Origin of the sequence: Paraburkholderia steynii (assembly GCF_900100565.1) — a bacterium.
GTDB classification, from domain to species: domain Bacteria; phylum Pseudomonadota; class Gammaproteobacteria; order Burkholderiales; family Burkholderiaceae; genus Paraburkholderia; species Paraburkholderia terrae.
In genome coordinates, this window is record NZ_FNDI01000001.1 from 534,142 (window position 1) to 547,641 (window position 13,500).

At 58.8% G+C, this 13,500-nt stretch carries 14 protein-coding genes and 1 tRNA gene; 10 read left to right on the top strand and 5 right to left on the bottom strand.

Annotation, left to right across the window (positions count from 1 at the left end; translation table 11 throughout):
* The first annotated feature begins 524 nt into the window (after positions 1 to 524).
* Both BLT65_RS02380 and BLT65_RS02385 read left to right on the top strand, forming a co-directional pair.
* Positions 525 to 833: a DUF2288 domain-containing protein gene (locus BLT65_RS02380; RefSeq protein ID WP_091774452.1), complete on the top strand. Its 309-nt coding sequence runs from the start codon at positions 525 to 527 to the stop codon at positions 831 to 833.
* Positions 830 to 2,221, top strand: coding sequence for an MATE family efflux transporter (locus tag BLT65_RS02385; RefSeq protein WP_091774453.1), 1,392 nt, complete (start codon positions 830 to 832; stop codon positions 2,219 to 2,221). The genes BLT65_RS02380 and BLT65_RS02385 overlap by 4 nt, the downstream gene beginning before the upstream one ends.
* 32 nt (positions 2,222 to 2,253) lie before the next feature.
* Here the strand turns inward: BLT65_RS02385 and BLT65_RS47095 are convergent, their stop codons facing one another.
* A complete protein-coding gene (locus BLT65_RS47095) occupies positions 2,254 to 2,427 on the bottom strand; it encodes a YajG family lipoprotein (RefSeq protein WP_165576896.1) in 174 nt (57 codons plus the stop codon).
* A 166-nt stretch (positions 2,428 to 2,593) separates the two neighbouring features.
* Between BLT65_RS47095 and BLT65_RS47100 the strand changes: the two genes are divergently transcribed.
* From BLT65_RS47100 to BLT65_RS02420, 8 genes are all read left to right on the top strand, one after another.
* Entirely contained in the window at positions 2,594 to 2,767 is a 174-nt protein-coding gene (locus BLT65_RS47100; protein ID WP_167306438.1) for a hypothetical protein, read from the top strand.
* 310 nt (positions 2,768 to 3,077) lie between these two features.
* Positions 3,078 to 3,236: a DUF3309 family protein gene (locus BLT65_RS02390; protein ID WP_042306980.1), complete on the top strand. Its 159-nt coding sequence runs from the start codon at positions 3,078 to 3,080 to the stop codon at positions 3,234 to 3,236.
* 61 nt (positions 3,237 to 3,297) lie between these two features.
* Positions 3,298 to 3,374: transfer RNA gene (locus BLT65_RS02395), tRNA-Pro, on the top strand.
* Positions 3,375 to 3,485: 111 nt separating this feature from the next.
* Positions 3,486 to 4,601 carry a transcriptional regulator domain-containing protein gene (locus tag BLT65_RS02400; protein WP_091774454.1) on the top strand — a complete coding sequence of 372 codons (1,116 nt, stop codon included), beginning with the start codon at positions 3,486 to 3,488 and terminating at the stop codon, positions 4,599 to 4,601.
* Between the two features lie 116 nt (positions 4,602 to 4,717).
* Positions 4,718 to 4,969, top strand: coding sequence for a helix-turn-helix domain-containing protein (locus BLT65_RS46295; RefSeq protein ID WP_208545721.1), 252 nt, complete (start codon positions 4,718 to 4,720; stop codon positions 4,967 to 4,969).
* Positions 4,969 to 6,072, top strand: a complete 1,104-nt coding sequence (locus tag BLT65_RS02410; RefSeq protein WP_167306439.1) for a hypothetical protein — start codon at positions 4,969 to 4,971, stop codon at positions 6,070 to 6,072. The genes BLT65_RS46295 and BLT65_RS02410 overlap by 1 nt, the downstream gene beginning before the upstream one ends.
* Positions 6,073 to 6,175: 103 nt before the next feature.
* Positions 6,176 to 7,132: a hypothetical protein gene (locus BLT65_RS02415; RefSeq protein ID WP_143036467.1), complete on the top strand. Its 957-nt coding sequence runs from the start codon at positions 6,176 to 6,178 to the stop codon at positions 7,130 to 7,132.
* Between the two features lie 256 nt (positions 7,133 to 7,388).
* A complete protein-coding gene (locus BLT65_RS02420) occupies positions 7,389 to 9,200 on the top strand; it encodes an ATP-dependent helicase (RefSeq protein WP_167306440.1) in 1,812 nt (603 codons plus the stop codon).
* Between the two features lie 111 nt (positions 9,201 to 9,311).
* On the opposite strand, the gene BLT65_RS02425 is transcribed toward BLT65_RS02420, so the two are convergent.
* The 4 genes from BLT65_RS02425 to BLT65_RS02440 all read right to left on the bottom strand — a co-directional run bounded on the left by BLT65_RS02425 (position 9,312) and on the right by BLT65_RS02440 (position 13,478).
* Complete coding sequence (locus tag BLT65_RS02425) at positions 9,312 to 10,028, bottom strand: hypothetical protein (RefSeq protein WP_091774459.1); 717 nt, start codon at positions 10,026 to 10,028, stop codon at positions 9,312 to 9,314.
* A gap of 112 nt (positions 10,029 to 10,140) precedes the next feature.
* Positions 10,141 to 12,120, bottom strand: coding sequence for an AAA family ATPase (locus BLT65_RS02430; protein WP_091774461.1), 1,980 nt, complete (start codon positions 12,118 to 12,120; stop codon positions 10,141 to 10,143).
* A gap of 143 nt (positions 12,121 to 12,263) precedes the next feature.
* A complete protein-coding gene (locus tag BLT65_RS02435) occupies positions 12,264 to 13,139 on the bottom strand; it encodes a hypothetical protein (RefSeq protein WP_244186397.1) in 876 nt (291 codons plus the stop codon).
* A gap of 123 nt (positions 13,140 to 13,262) precedes the next feature.
* Positions 13,263 to 13,478, bottom strand: a complete 216-nt coding sequence (locus tag BLT65_RS02440; protein WP_167306441.1) for a hypothetical protein — start codon at positions 13,476 to 13,478, stop codon at positions 13,263 to 13,265.
* Positions 13,479 to 13,500: the final 22 nt, after the last annotated feature.

Genomic DNA, 13,500 nt, shown 5'->3' on the forward strand with positions numbered 1-13,500 from the left:
ATTAATTGTGCAAATAGTGTGACTCGGCGCACGGTTTCAAGACGAACTGAATGGCGCACCCGTCAATTTGCAAGCCGAATCAACGCGCCATTTCGCATTCAATACGCGGCCGGCCCAATAGCGCACTGCCCCGAAACCCACGTCTGACGGGCGTTTCGGAAGATCCCGAAAGGATTGTGCGTGAATTGTTCTGCACTGCGATATTCGTCGATTTCACGCATTTCGCTTCGCTTCCCGCAATAGCGGGACTTGGTGCGCCAACGCACCCTTCCGTTGCGATTCCTGCCGTGGATTCCTCAGATTTAACGAATTAGCCAACTTCCGTTTAACGTATTCATATGCGGGCGGATACGGCGATTAAAGCGCGTGACGTGAAGGCATTTAGCGGCGTATTCGCACCGCAAGGCATAGGCGAGCGAAGTCGCGAGGTGTCGCCTATGGTTTGGTTTATAGTTACGCCCGCCCGTGCCGGCGCACGCCGCCGCACGCCCCCACGCACGAATGCCATGCTGCCTGCTAACACCATGACCTCCCCCGACACCCCACAAAGCCCGCTCTACGAGAAACTGCTCGGTGAAACCGCGAAGATCGGATGGACGGAACTCGAACACTTCTTTGCGCGCGGCATGCTGCTGCGCGTCGCGCGTGATCTCGATCTGGTGAGCGTCGCCGAGGCGATCGCCAACGACGATACGCCGCAGGTCACGCAATGGCTGTCGGCGGGACTGGTCGAGCGCGTGCAGGCGGAGACGGCTGCCGACTTCGCCGCGCGTGACCCCGAACTATGGGCCGTCGTCGTGTCGCCGTGGGTCTGCGTGCAGGAACGCGGTTGAACGATCGCGCCGACGATAGCGTCGCATCAGACCCACCGCACGTGCCCGCCGATGCCGTGCCCACGCGCTGGCATCGGCGCGTGCTGACGCTCGCGTTCCCCATCGTCCTCGCCAACCTGACGCAGCCGATACTCGGCGCCGTCGACACCGCCGTCGCCGGGCATCTCGACAGCGCGTCGTATCTCGGCGGCGTGGCGCTTGGCGGCCTGTTCTTCAACTTCGTGTTCTGGGGCTTCGGCTTTCTGCGCATGGGCACGACAGGGCTCGTCGCGCAGTCGTTCGGCGCGAACGATCAGGCCGGCCTGCGTATGAACATCGTGCGCGCGATGTTGCTCGCGTTTGCGATCGGCGCTGTCATCCTGGCACTGCAGGTTCCGTTGATCGATTTCGCGGTGCGCGCGATCGGCGGCAGCGACGACGTTCAGCGGCACGCGCGCGCCTACTGTCACGCGCGTATCTGGGCCGCGCCGCTCGCGCTCGGCAACTATGTCGTACTGGGCTGGCTACTTGGTACGCAACGCGTGCGCGTCGCGCTTGCCACCCAGGTGTTCATCAACACGGCGAACATCGTCGCCGTGCTGCTGTATGTGTATGCGTTCGACTGGGGCGTGGCGGGCATCGGCGCCGCCACGGCGACGGCCGATGCGCTTGGCTTCGTGTTCGGCGCCGTGCTGCTCTGGCAGATGCGTCCACGCGGGCTGCCGGCGCTCGAGCGCGCCGCGCTGTTCGATCCCGTCGCCCTCCGGCGCATGGTGACCATCAACCGCGACATCTTCGTGCGGACCATGTGCCTGCTAGGCGCGTTCGGCTGGTTCGCGCATCTCGGCGCGAAACAGGGCGACGCAACGCTGGCCGCGAACGCGCTGCTCCTCAACTTCCAGACGTTCATGGGCTATGGGCTCGACGGCTTCGCGCATGCGGCTGAAGCGCTCGTCGGCGCGGCCATCGGCGCGCGCAACCGCGACGCGTTCCGCCAGGCCGTCAAGGTGACGCTGCTGTGGTCGGCGCTCGGCGCGCTGGCGTTCTCGCTCGTCTACTGGACGGCGGGCGCGTGGATCATCGAGCGGCTCACCGATCAGACCGTGGTGCGGGCAGCGGCGGAAGCCTTTCTGCCGTGGACCGTACTGTCGCCAATCGTATCCGTGTGGGGCTTTCTGCTCGATGGCGTGTTCATCGGCGCGACGCGCACGCGCGATCTGATGACATCGATGGTCGTGTCGCTCAGCGTGTTCCTCGCGGCTTCGTGGGCGCTCGCCGGCACGCACGGCAATCACGGACTGTGGGCGGCGCTGATGATCTTCATGGCCGCGCGCGGCCTCACGCTGCTTCGCCTGTTGCCGCGTCTTGCGCGCGATGTCGGGACTGAGTTGTCGGCGAGCCGCGCGTAGGTGCGTGTCGAAGAGCGCGCCCAGCCGTACGCTTATTTTGGCGCGTCGGGCGCGTCGATCATCGAAGGCGGACGGGTGTCGGTCGGCACGCCGTGGTAGTCCGCCGGGTCTTTCGGTGGCACGTGATGGTGAACGCTCGGATCGTCGGCACACGCCGACAGGGCGAACAGCGAAAACAGCGATGCAGCCAGCAGGAAGCGCTTCATAAACTTTTAGGACAAGGTGTGAGCATCGACGGATGACGTCGCGGGCCACGAGTCTAACCGCAAAGCGCGATGCGCGCCGCCGAACCTGGATATCCACCGCATTGCGCGATCTTGCAGCGCCTGTTCTACTATGTACACAGGGTCGTTTTCGTCGAAGGAGGCCGCCATGGATGCCGAATCGATCGCAGGTCTGGTTGGACTCGCCATAGGGTTGCTGGTGCTTGTCGTGCTGTCGGTGTTCGAGTCGCGCACCTATCGGCGCGAGCATCATGGAGAAGGCATGATGCATCACTGGCTTACCGAGCATCACGTCCTGGACAGAATGCGCCGCAGACACTGAAGCGGGATGCGCCGCGCCTGCGGCGCTATCCTTTGACCGCCTGAATTTTCGTCCAACTCGCGCGCCGGTTCTGGTCTCGACGCGCGACGTCTTCACTTGCGCGTCCGGATTCCCCGGGCACGCGCTCTCTCCTGCCCCGTTTCCCTGCCCGCACCGCCGCCTCATGTCAGGCACATGGCTTGCTGATCCGTAAGGCATAGAACGCGCATTCCGCGCGCTCGACACTCCGGCCGCCAGTGCGCGCACGGTTGCTGCCTGTACGCGCCTACGTGGTCTCCATTTGTGGCCCGGCCATATAAGGAGAGATAACATGACCCTCGGAACCATTCTGCTGATCGTGGTGATCCTGCTTTTGATCGGCGCCCTTCCAAGCTGGCCGTACAGCCGCGAATGGGGCTATCGCCCGACCGGGCTCGTCGGCATTGTGCTGATCGTGGTGATTGTGCTGCTGCTGATGGGTCAGTTATGACTTTTGTGACGCGAGGGTTTGACTTGTCGACCTCAATGCAGATAGAATCGCTGGCTCGCGTCGGAGCGTAGCGCAGCCTGGTAGCGCATCTGATTTGGGATCAGAGGGTCGTAGGTTCGAATCCTATCGCTCCGACCAACGAAATCAAGGGGTTAGCTTGCGCTAACCCCTTTTTCGTTACGACATCCGAACTGCATTGCTACCCCTTTGCTACCATCTGAAACGATTTCCATTGAGGAACCGTGAACGATGGCCGCCCGCACCCTCCCCGAAAAAGACCGTCTTTTCGCCGTCCGCGCAGACTGGCGTGACGAAAGTCAATACCCCCGCCCCGATCTGCTGGACCCGTCCATATGGTCATGGGAACTTCTGCGACGAAGCAACGAGTATGCGCATGGATACGACATGCTGCAGTCAGCGTACGCAGACGTACCTGCGATCCCTTTCCCCCTAGATTCCCTCCTGCATTACGTCTGCGACCCCGCCCCGAACGAGCAGGATGTCAATTACAAGACCTACAGCACACGCCATCCGCGACACTTCGTCTATCCTCTCAAGGATTACGTTCGGAAAGAATGGGGAATCAGCATTCTTGTCAATCCGATCGACAGCGCCAGCAAGCTGATCGAACCGTCCCGAATCCACGACAAGAACAACAAGCTCGCCTGGCTATTCACATGCAATACGGTCGAAGCCATCAATGCGCCCACAACCGTGCTCGTAAACGAGCACGGACTCTCAAAAACCGCAGCAGCCACCGGGCCGCACGAGGTTCTGTTCCGGATGAACGTGACCGGAAACCTTGACGAGCAGATCGAGTCGTTGCGCCGACAGATTTCCAGCTATTTCGAAGGTGGCACGCGCAACGGCGCTCTACTCTTCACGGAATACATCGACGTTTCGAATAGCCCGACTGCTCAGTATTCGCAGGAACTTCAGCGACCCATCGACGTCTACGACGTCCCATCCTCTCGCGCGCCAGGCATTACCGTATCCAATACGTTATGGAAATGGGCACCCGTGCGATTGAAATCGCTCCACTACGCACTGCGCATGGCCGACGCGATAGCTTCGCTGGAGCAAGGCACATTCGTTCGTCAACTCGAAGAGCGAGGCGTTACGTCTCAGCACGCTCTCCTCATCACCAAGATAAGTGACGAGTCACAGAACTTTCCGTACTTCGACCTTTATGAACCGATGAGCCGTGTGCTTGCCGAATACTTCCATCTGCATCCCCTCACGGACGAAGCCCGTGATGCCGACGCAAAGACGATCTTGCGATGGCTGGAAATGGCCCACACGCTGGTCACGGAAGGAGAGTACCTACAGGTGGCACGAACCAACGCTCGTACGCCTGAAGTGTGAACAAGCCTAACCAGCCAGCTCACTCAGGAATTTTCTCCCTCCCCCCAGATTTCTGGAGCCGGCATCTTCATCTCGATAGATTGGTCACGTTCACTCAACTTCAACAGGAGCCGAACGTGACCAAAGAAACCATTCCAACCTCTCCAATACAGCGCGCTCTGCTCAACGATTTCCTCGATGACCGCGCACTTGCCGAACTGCTGAACATCTCCGAGAAAACGCCTGCCCAATGGCGCTTCACCGGCAAATTTTCTGAAGAACTGCCGTTCTACAAGTTCGGCCGCTGCGTGCGCTACCGCCGCGAAGATGTCGAGGCATTCATCGAGAAGATGCGTGTCGGCGGTGTCAATATGATGGAGCGCGAATAATGTCAACGTCCCGCCCCCTTCCAAACACCAGTCGCGAACGCAAGCTTGTCCGCCGGACGTCCTCACGCTCACCTGGAACGCCCGTTCGCATTGCCGACGCCATGCGCGAGGTCATTAAGCCGGTGAATCCAGGCGTCATGCCTGTGCTGCTTCTCGACCCCTCGCTGGCACTACACGCACGCGGCGCCGTTGAAGTATCGATGCTTGCCGGAAAAAAGATCGCCGACCTGCCCATGCCGTGTATCACGGCATTGAAAGCGCTGTACGGAAACGGATCGCGCGATGCCGACTTCGCGCAGATGATTGCTCGCACGGACGGCCGTCCGGCGACCATCACTGAGCGACTGCATGTTCTGACGCTGGCCGACTGTCGCAACATTAATGCGCTTTCGGACGAAGGCATTCACATCATGCTTTCGCAGGTCGGCGAAAAAGAATGCGTCACTGCACAGCAATCGGTCAACAGCGAGCCAAATCCCGACATCGTTGACGCACTCGTTCGTCTCGATGCGGGAGCGCGCGAGAAAGATGCCGTGGTCATGCTGTTTCTGCACTGTGCCAGCGGCCTCGACGCCCTATGGCTTCAGGAATACTGCCATGAACTCATCGTGGTCGACCGCTGCGAGCCTGGACCCGGCGCATCCATCGCGTTTTCCATCGCGGCAATGTCGCTGCACAACCAGCATGCCGACGGCATCGGCAAGATCATGTGCGAAGTTTTCCCGCAGCGTTCCCGATGGTCGCGGCGCTACACAACATTCATCGCAGCGTCGGCGCAGGACCGAGCAATGTGGCACATGCGCCAAGAAGGCGATAGTCTCAAAGACATCGCCGCGTTGATGGACATGCACAAGACGACCGCGATGCGTCGGCTCAATGACCTACTGCTTTCACCGGGGCTCGAAGTCAAACTGCCGGACGGATGGCGTGACCAGTGGCTGCCGTTCCTTGGGCTGGACGTCGATGATGAAGACGCCGATGACGACGAGGACTCCGGCGATGCGGAAGACGAGCATCAGACTCCGGGCGAAGCGTCGGCAGACGGGGACGAAGATTGGGACGAGCCCGACCACCCGTCCGGGAAACGCAAAATCCGCTTCTAGTTGCATACGTTGCTCAGGTTGCGCGCCCTCGGTTTCATACACACCTCATGCAACCAACGCAACACGCGCAACGCGGTAGACGCCCAATCCTGTAAAGCCAGACATGTGGCATAGCGCGCCCGGAATGCTCACATGCGCTCGCCCACTTTCATCCATCAACCTGACGACATCTGCACCCGATTTCGCCGGGTGCAGCGTCGAGCATTGGACTGAACCTATGCCTTCACCGTCACGCAGCCGCCTTCCGCGCGACATCCAGAATGCGCTGGAACTCATCGACCATGCTGGCGCGGCGATCGACCGGCTAAAGTTTTCGATTGACCATCCCGAACCGAACCTGCCCGCGCCGCTCATGAAACATCGCATCCCTCTCGAAGTAGCGCGAAACGGTGCGCGCAAGTATCACCCGGTCTGGCAATCGAAATTCGACCTTCTCCAGCCGACCATCGGGCAGCTGCGCGCGTACGTCAACGCCATCGGCCCACGCTATCGCGTCGCCCTCAACGAAATCGAACTCAATCTCGACTGGATGACCGGCACCGCCGAAGCGGCCATGCAGTTGCGCGATTTCGTGCTCGCCCGACTGCTCGTTCCGCACCTACGTGATCCGGTCAACGTCTTCAATCAGACCGTGTATTTTGGCCCGCGCGCCGACGGCAACGGCCACAAGCGCCCGCAGAATTTCGTCACCTACGCAGACAAACCCAGCAAGCTGAACGGCCAGCCATGCTGCCATCTCGAATGGCGCTTCTGCGGACCCGCCGCGCTCGGCGATATCGGACTCTTTTCGCTGGATGATTGCATCGCATTCGATCACCGCGGTTTCTGGGCGGAGCGTTTGCGTCTGTTTGCGTTGCCCTCGAAAGCTGATATCGGCAGATGGCTGAACGCGGACAACCTTGGCGTCTCGCCAACCGCTCTAACGAAACGTGCTGACCGGTTTCTCGATCCGTATCGCCAAGATGGCGGGTTCATCCTGCACAACTGCCGCATCGAACACCGTGACATCGACGCGATTCTGAAGCCTGTCGACAACACGCTGTTTCTGCCGCAGGGGTGATATTCATGGAGCGATGATAGATACATAAAACATTTTTCCTTCTTCATCCCCTTCCCTCCCTTCCCATTAACCAATTATCTGCACACGTCATGGCGTTTTTTGCATTTTCCGCCTCTCCCTGCGTCTTATTTTCCGCTTCAATTCTGCAACCTGCGATAGCAGTACCGGGATTTCGGCAAGATAAACACGACGCTCATCAGGCACAGCAATGCACCGCACGCTACGTCCGTGCGCAGGCAATATCTGGTATCTGGCAATGAACAGTTTCCAGCCAACCGGGGAGCAGTACGCGGTCATCCGCACGACGCAGCCGCGCGTCATCGTTTCAGCGTGTGCCGGTAGCGGCAAGACGCAAACTTTGTGTGCGCGTATCCGTCGTCTGCTTGACCGAGGCGTGCTGCCCGCACAAATTCTCGTTCTGTCCTTTTCGAATCATGCCGTTCGTGTACTGCGGGAGCGAATCCGGAATGAAGGCATCGCGGTCATGACGTTTCACGCCTTCGGGCAGGAAATTGTCCGCGCTCATGCTGCGCAGCGGGGCCAGCGCGCGCCGTCATTTCCCGATCCGAAGGACAGGGACGTGCTCCTGAAATCTGCTATTGATGGGTGTCCGAAAGCCTGTGCGTTTGTGTTCAGAATGACGGGCATCCGGTTGCGTAACAGCAAGGCGCGTGCGCAGCTTGCTGCCTTCTTCGATCGGGTTCAGGGTAACGATGAACTCGCCCGCTCTCTCGTGGATGATCCCGGCTCGGGCTTTTCGTCCTACAGGCCAGTGCTGAAAGCGTTGCGCGCCGTCCGCCTTCGTTACGAACGGGCACTGGATAGCAGCGGCAGCATCGATTACGCGGGCATGCTGCGTCGGGGATGCGAACTGCTGCGAACAGGAAACTTTCAGTTGCCGTACCGTCACGTGCTCATCGATGAAGCGCAGGACATGAGCGGGGAACAGGCGCAGCTGCTTGCCGCACTTGTGCAGCGTGTTCCCAATGTGATGGCGTTTGGCGACGAACAGCAGGCCATTTTTGGCTTCATGGGCGCCCGCTTTCGCCATCTGCAGCAAGCGCTATCTGACGCGGTGACGTTGTCGCTGTCGCGTTCGTTTCGCCTCACGCACGAGACGGCCGCGCTCGCGAACGCCATTGTTGGCATCAAGGGACATCGTGTCGTCGGCTGCGGGTCGGGGAAGAAGCCGCTGCTGTATCGCTACCGGACTGCCGGCGAACAGGAAGATGCTGTCATTCGTCTCATTGGGGATTTGAAGCGGCAAGGCGTCGCCGGAGATCGTATCGCGATCCTCGCCCGCACTGGCATGCAGCTGCGCCATGTGGAAATGGCATTGCGTGCTGCCGGTCATGAAACGGAGCCGACGTACAAGGAGCGCATGCCAGAGCACACCTACCGGTTTCTGCATCTGCTCGCGTTCGTCGAGAAATGGAAGTGGGCCATCGAGTCGCCCTGCCGCAAGCGCCGGATCGAGAAGCGGCTGTGCGAAGTGACGGGTGTTTCACCCGATGCGGTGACAAAGACGGTGCTCGAACATTGCCGCCGCATGCTCACGGTTGCGGTTCGCGCTTCCTCGCCCGGCAGCCGGTACGTGGCCGCGCGCCGCGTTTATGCAAGGCTCGTAGTTGCTGCGGGCGCAGCACGTTCGGCGGTCGCCACGGAACTGGAGCGCTGGGAAGCGATCAGCCGCGAATTCGGGAAAGTGGATGCCCTGCGCGCGCATATTGCCGGACTGGATGCGCAGCCAAAGATCGTTACGTCGACCATTCACGGCGCGAAAGGCAGCGAATGGGATCACGTGATCGTGCTCGGCGTGACGGAGGGTTCGCTGCCGCTCCACTATGCAATCGGATCAGGCCATGTCGACGAGGAACAGCGGCTCTTTTATGTCGCGGTGACGCGGGCACGTGATCGCGTGTATCTGTTCCACGCGCCGTACCATCATGTGCTGTCCGGTCGGAAGTTCTCCGCCCCTTCGCGGTTCCTGACAGACAGAGTCACTGCAACGTTCACGGGTGCGCCATTACCTCGCCGGCCTGGCATCCCGGTCATACGTGCCGCGTAGCGCAGGAATGCGCCTTCACAACGTCAGCACTTACGGGCGCGCGACCGGGACTCAATTGCATCATGAGAAACGTTGCGGTCTTCCGGTCCAATAGTTATCGCAAGAATCTGGTTACTCTTTTTGCATCAATCCGCAGTACCGCGTGACCTCGTCGAGACGCTTAATCACTTCGGCGACAGGATCATGCCGGATCGTATCAAGACTCTTTGCGATCTCTTGCCGATTGGCGGCGAACATTTGCTTGACGAACTCTGGCATGACGTTCGATTCGGCAATTGCTTCGTCCAGTTCCGCCATATCGAATGGAATTCCCCTCAGCGGCGCGACGTTTTCCGTCCGCGACAATATCTCACGCAACATCTGGCAAAAATCCTGGGAGAATTCCAGGCATAGGGTACGAATGTCTTCGGTTGGCGCCGCGATCTCGATGATCTGTTCCCGATCGCCTAATCGAACAATTCTTGCTGGTACAAAGTAGCGCCCGTCGACCCACGCACTAACAACAGGATGTCCATCATGGGTGGTTGCGTTGCGCGCATTACGCATGAAAGCGCCGTGGCGAAGCTGCTCGATCTGTGACCACGGCAATTGCTCCCCGGTCACTGTCTTGGCAGCATCCTTCAGCGTTTGGATAGTGTTCGCAAACGCCGAAAATCCAAAGACCACAGCCTCACTGTTTTCGCTGGGAACATGTAGCCCGCTGGAAGACAGTCGAAGCGACTGGTCGCAGGCGACCACTATAGCGGTTAGGTGGTAATGAAGTTCCTTGATTTTTCCGCCAAAGTGATTCGCTACCCAGCGGCGGTGACGCTCAGAGAATGCTTGCATGAAATCTTCGTCCACGTTGACATAGATTGCGTTCCGAGCCCGTCACGCCAGCGAATCCTCGTTAGACATGAGCAAGTCGTCCCACTTCGGACCCATAGCGTGGCGCAGAGCACTAGCCTGCGGTCCAACGAGCCGCCACGGCATTTACTGCGCCAATAGCCTTCCTGAAGCCGTCGACCGTAGCCACAGGGAAGTCAGCAATCTGTTTGTCGGCCAAGTCCTTCATGATGCGCTTGGCGACGCGTCCTTTATTGAAGGCAACGCCGAGTTCTGCAAACTGCGCAGTCAGTCTGTCAACAATGGAACCACCCAAATTTTCCCGCAACTTCAACGATTGGCCGCGTAGTTCCTTCGAGTATGCAGCAGTTGTATGTTCGAGGTAGTAGGCGGGGTCAAAAAGATCCTCGATTGCAAAAGTACCCTTGACGCCGACGACTACACCAAGCATGAGCACATCGCTGTCGGAGAGAAGCCAGTTATGGACCAACTGCTTTTGCGCTTTTATTCCTTCCTCGTCGGAGTCAAGCAATGCTGCAACTCTTAACTCTTGCCCACTCAGCAATGTCGCAAGATATGCGACTTTTGACGCGCCGCCAGCCGGCGTCACCACAAGGTCCTCGCTCAAGCCAGGTTCGCCCGCGTCCTTCAAAAGCGTAGACATAGTGCTCAGAAACCAGAAATCGGTAACGCCTTCAACTACCAGATTCTTCTGCCCGATAAACAACGACTGCGCCCAGGAAAGCCCAAGTGCCGCCTGAAGAGTGAAACGTGCGTCCTTGTCTGCGGTCGCCCATTCGGCATGAACCTTCGTCCCTTCGCCTGGTCGCTCCTCGGCGACCCAGATATTGTCGAGCCGATTCATGTCAATCATGAAGGGCAAATGGGTCGTATAGATCAACTGGTTCTGTCGCGCATACGCTTTCAGTCGCGCCAACAGATCGCGCTGCGCTGCGGCGTGCAGGTGCAATCCCGGTTCGTCGAGCAGGATGACTGCGTTCTTGAAATCGCCGTTGGTCTCGTACATGAACTTCATGTCGAACGAGAAGAACCACTGGAAGCCCTTCGATCGCTCTTCTAACGGCACGAGCGCCTTTGCCGACTCGTCCTTCACAAACGTCACGAAGTGGTATCCGTCGACGTTGAACTGTACCTCGTACTTCTTCTGGGACCAGCGCGCGGCGATTTCGTTTGTTAGCGTTTGGCTCGCGTCGTTCATGTCCAGCATGCGTTGTTCGCGATCAGGTAACGCCCCTTTAGCCACCTCTTCGTCGAGACTTAGGCCGGCCATCTCCAGTATCGTGATGATGGTTCGATCGTCATCCCGCAGTTGGTTCGAGTCTTTGCGCTGCTTGAGTTGATCGAGATGAGCAGTACCCTTGAAGGCAAGCCAGTCATCCATGTATATGAAGGTGGGAATCCAAGTTTGTGCCAGTTGCCACGCCTCTTCTGAGGGCGATACAGCCATCTTCGCCAGGATGCCATCGCAATCTGCACCAACCGATTGAGCCAGTGCGGCGTCCGCCTTAAGCGTTGCGGCTTCTACCAGTTGACCTTTCACTTCTGGAATCAAAGCCCTGGCTGCACTTCCATCGGCGGCATCCAGCTTGGCCGCTGTAGAGGCGAGAACCGCCGACATTGCCTCAACAACTTCTGCCGGCTTGCCGAGCACCCGTGCTGAAACTGCCGCATGTAGCAAATGCTTTGCCGAAATACCATTTCGCTCAACCGGAATCGCGTGCGGCTCCCATCTGGACGCGAATTTCCCGTCGTAAGTCCGTCCGATTTCGATGCGCAGCAAACCAGCGCACTGGGGGTCAATGCCAGCAAGTTGTGCCTTCTCGGCATCTGTGAAGTCGAAGCGCGTTGTAACAACTTCGAAGCTCGGCGAACGATCCTTCCGCTTGCCGCGAGGCCACTCCCGGTCGAGACTGTACGGTTCCGCATTGAACGGCTTAAACTTCCACAGCGCCTTCAGCAGAGACGTCTTCCCTGACTCATTCTTGCCTACGATGACCGCGATATCGTCGATCTTCACCCAGCCTGAATCCGTGATGCTTCGATAGTTCTGGACACGAAATTCTGTCAGCTTCATCTGATCCTCTTCAGATTATTGTTCGTTGCCGTTGCCCGAATCTGGTCAATTGCAGAATTCCCCTTTCACAGAATGACTGGATTGTGAAGGCAACTACGTTCGTCAAGTTCCATCAAAACATATCATTCAACCACTGTCGGCGTTCACGCGAGCCCAGGAATGTTGTGAACAAGGTAGTAGAAGCGCCCGGTCGCCAAAAGCGTACCAAACGTGAACATGGCGACTACAAACACCGCGCCACCCCTCCCGGCGAACGGTTCGGTCCGGAGGGCCAACGAAAGCCAAATTCCTGCGCCGCCATCACGTGCGTTCGAAAGAGAAACATAGTACGCAAGTCGGAGTAAGGCGATGACGGCACATGCGATAACGCAGACAAACGCCATCATGTCGAACATCATCCACTGGACGTATTCGCTACCCACAGACTTTGTGAACCGGACGGCCGCCCGGACCAGCATGCCAAAGCTGACCGGTTGATCCGCCAGCAGCTCCTGTGCAAATGCTACAACGTCCGGTCGAATTGCCTGCTGCGCCTGCAGGGTCAACCAGAAGCACCCAAGCGAGACCGTTGCGGGGAAAACCGCTTGCATCCACCACTCCCGGGTGTTAAATCGGCCCGTCACGCACGCGAGCACGGCAGCCGTAAGCGAACACATTGCGATCGCCGTAGTAACGAAGTACAGCGTACCAGCGAGCTGTGGAAGATAGGCCGCGAACATAACCAATGCCACCGCGAGCAGAACGAGTCCGAAGAAGGCGACTGGGAGAGACGTGTCACCGCCCGTCCCCGTACCGCTATGGTGATAGTGGTGGTGATCGACTATGCTTTTTTGTTCCCGCCTCTCGCGATGCTGATCAAGCTGATGCCTGGCGTCCTGCAGTGAATGGCCCCGGTTTTCCGGACCGGGACGCTTTCCCAGTGAGTTAAGGATTGCCCCGAGTATCAGACCCACGAGCGGGCCACCCAGATAGGCTTCGAAGTGGGAATTTCCGAGCACATCCAACAGCTGATCCAACATGCAACGAGCCTTTATTATTTGATTAGCGTAATACCGTACGAAACCGTCAGGCAGCGGTCCGGTTGCCCGAGCGATAGCCTTTGTTACTACAAGGCTGCCAATATTACCTCATGGTTAGATGGCTTATTGCACTTGGGGAAGCATTCCGAGACGGCCAAGTAACTGTTGCTCGGTCGCGCCTTTGTTCTTGCAGTCGACGATGAGGCCGCCTATCCCGAGTTTCGGATTCGCGCCGTGGCATGGCGGCGGGACCGATCCGGCTGCCACTGCTTCCTGCTGTCGCTGTTCGGCGTCCCGGCGAGCGCTTTCCCGGAACTGCGCCTGATCCTGGGCATCCATCTCGGCGTTGGCTCGCTGTGCG

Excerpts from the sequence above, each read along its gene's own strand:
- BLT65_RS02380 (WP_091774452.1), top strand. The coding sequence starts at position 525 with ATGACCTCCCCCGACACCCCACAAAGCCCGCTCTACGAGAAACTGCTC.
- BLT65_RS47095 (WP_165576896.1), bottom strand. The coding sequence starts at position 2,427 with ATGAAGCGCTTCCTGCTGGCTGCATCGCTGTTTTCGCTGTTCGCCCTG.
- BLT65_RS47100 (WP_167306438.1), top strand. The coding sequence starts at position 2,594 with ATGGATGCCGAATCGATCGCAGGTCTGGTTGGACTCGCCATAGGGTTG.
- BLT65_RS02390 (WP_042306980.1), top strand. The coding sequence starts at position 3,078 with ATGACCCTCGGAACCATTCTGCTGATCGTGGTGATCCTGCTTTTGATC.
- BLT65_RS02400 (WP_091774454.1), top strand. The coding sequence starts at position 3,486 with ATGGCCGCCCGCACCCTCCCCGAAAAAGACCGTCTTTTCGCCGTCCGC.
- BLT65_RS02410 (WP_167306439.1), top strand. The coding sequence starts at position 4,969 with ATGTCAACGTCCCGCCCCCTTCCAAACACCAGTCGCGAACGCAAGCTT.
- BLT65_RS02415 (WP_143036467.1), top strand. The coding sequence starts at position 6,176 with ATGTGGCATAGCGCGCCCGGAATGCTCACATGCGCTCGCCCACTTTCA.
- BLT65_RS02420 (WP_167306440.1), top strand. The coding sequence starts at position 7,389 with ATGAACAGTTTCCAGCCAACCGGGGAGCAGTACGCGGTCATCCGCACG.
- BLT65_RS02425 (WP_091774459.1), bottom strand. The coding sequence starts at position 10,028 with ATGCAAGCATTCTCTGAGCGTCACCGCCGCTGGGTAGCGAATCACTTT.
- BLT65_RS02430 (WP_091774461.1), bottom strand. The coding sequence starts at position 12,120 with ATGAAGCTGACAGAATTTCGTGTCCAGAACTATCGAAGCATCACGGAT.
- BLT65_RS02435 (WP_244186397.1), bottom strand. The coding sequence starts at position 13,139 with ATGTTGGATCAGCTGTTGGATGTGCTCGGAAATTCCCACTTCGAAGCC.
- BLT65_RS02440 (WP_167306441.1), bottom strand. The coding sequence starts at position 13,478 with ATGGATGCCCAGGATCAGGCGCAGTTCCGGGAAAGCGCTCGCCGGGAC.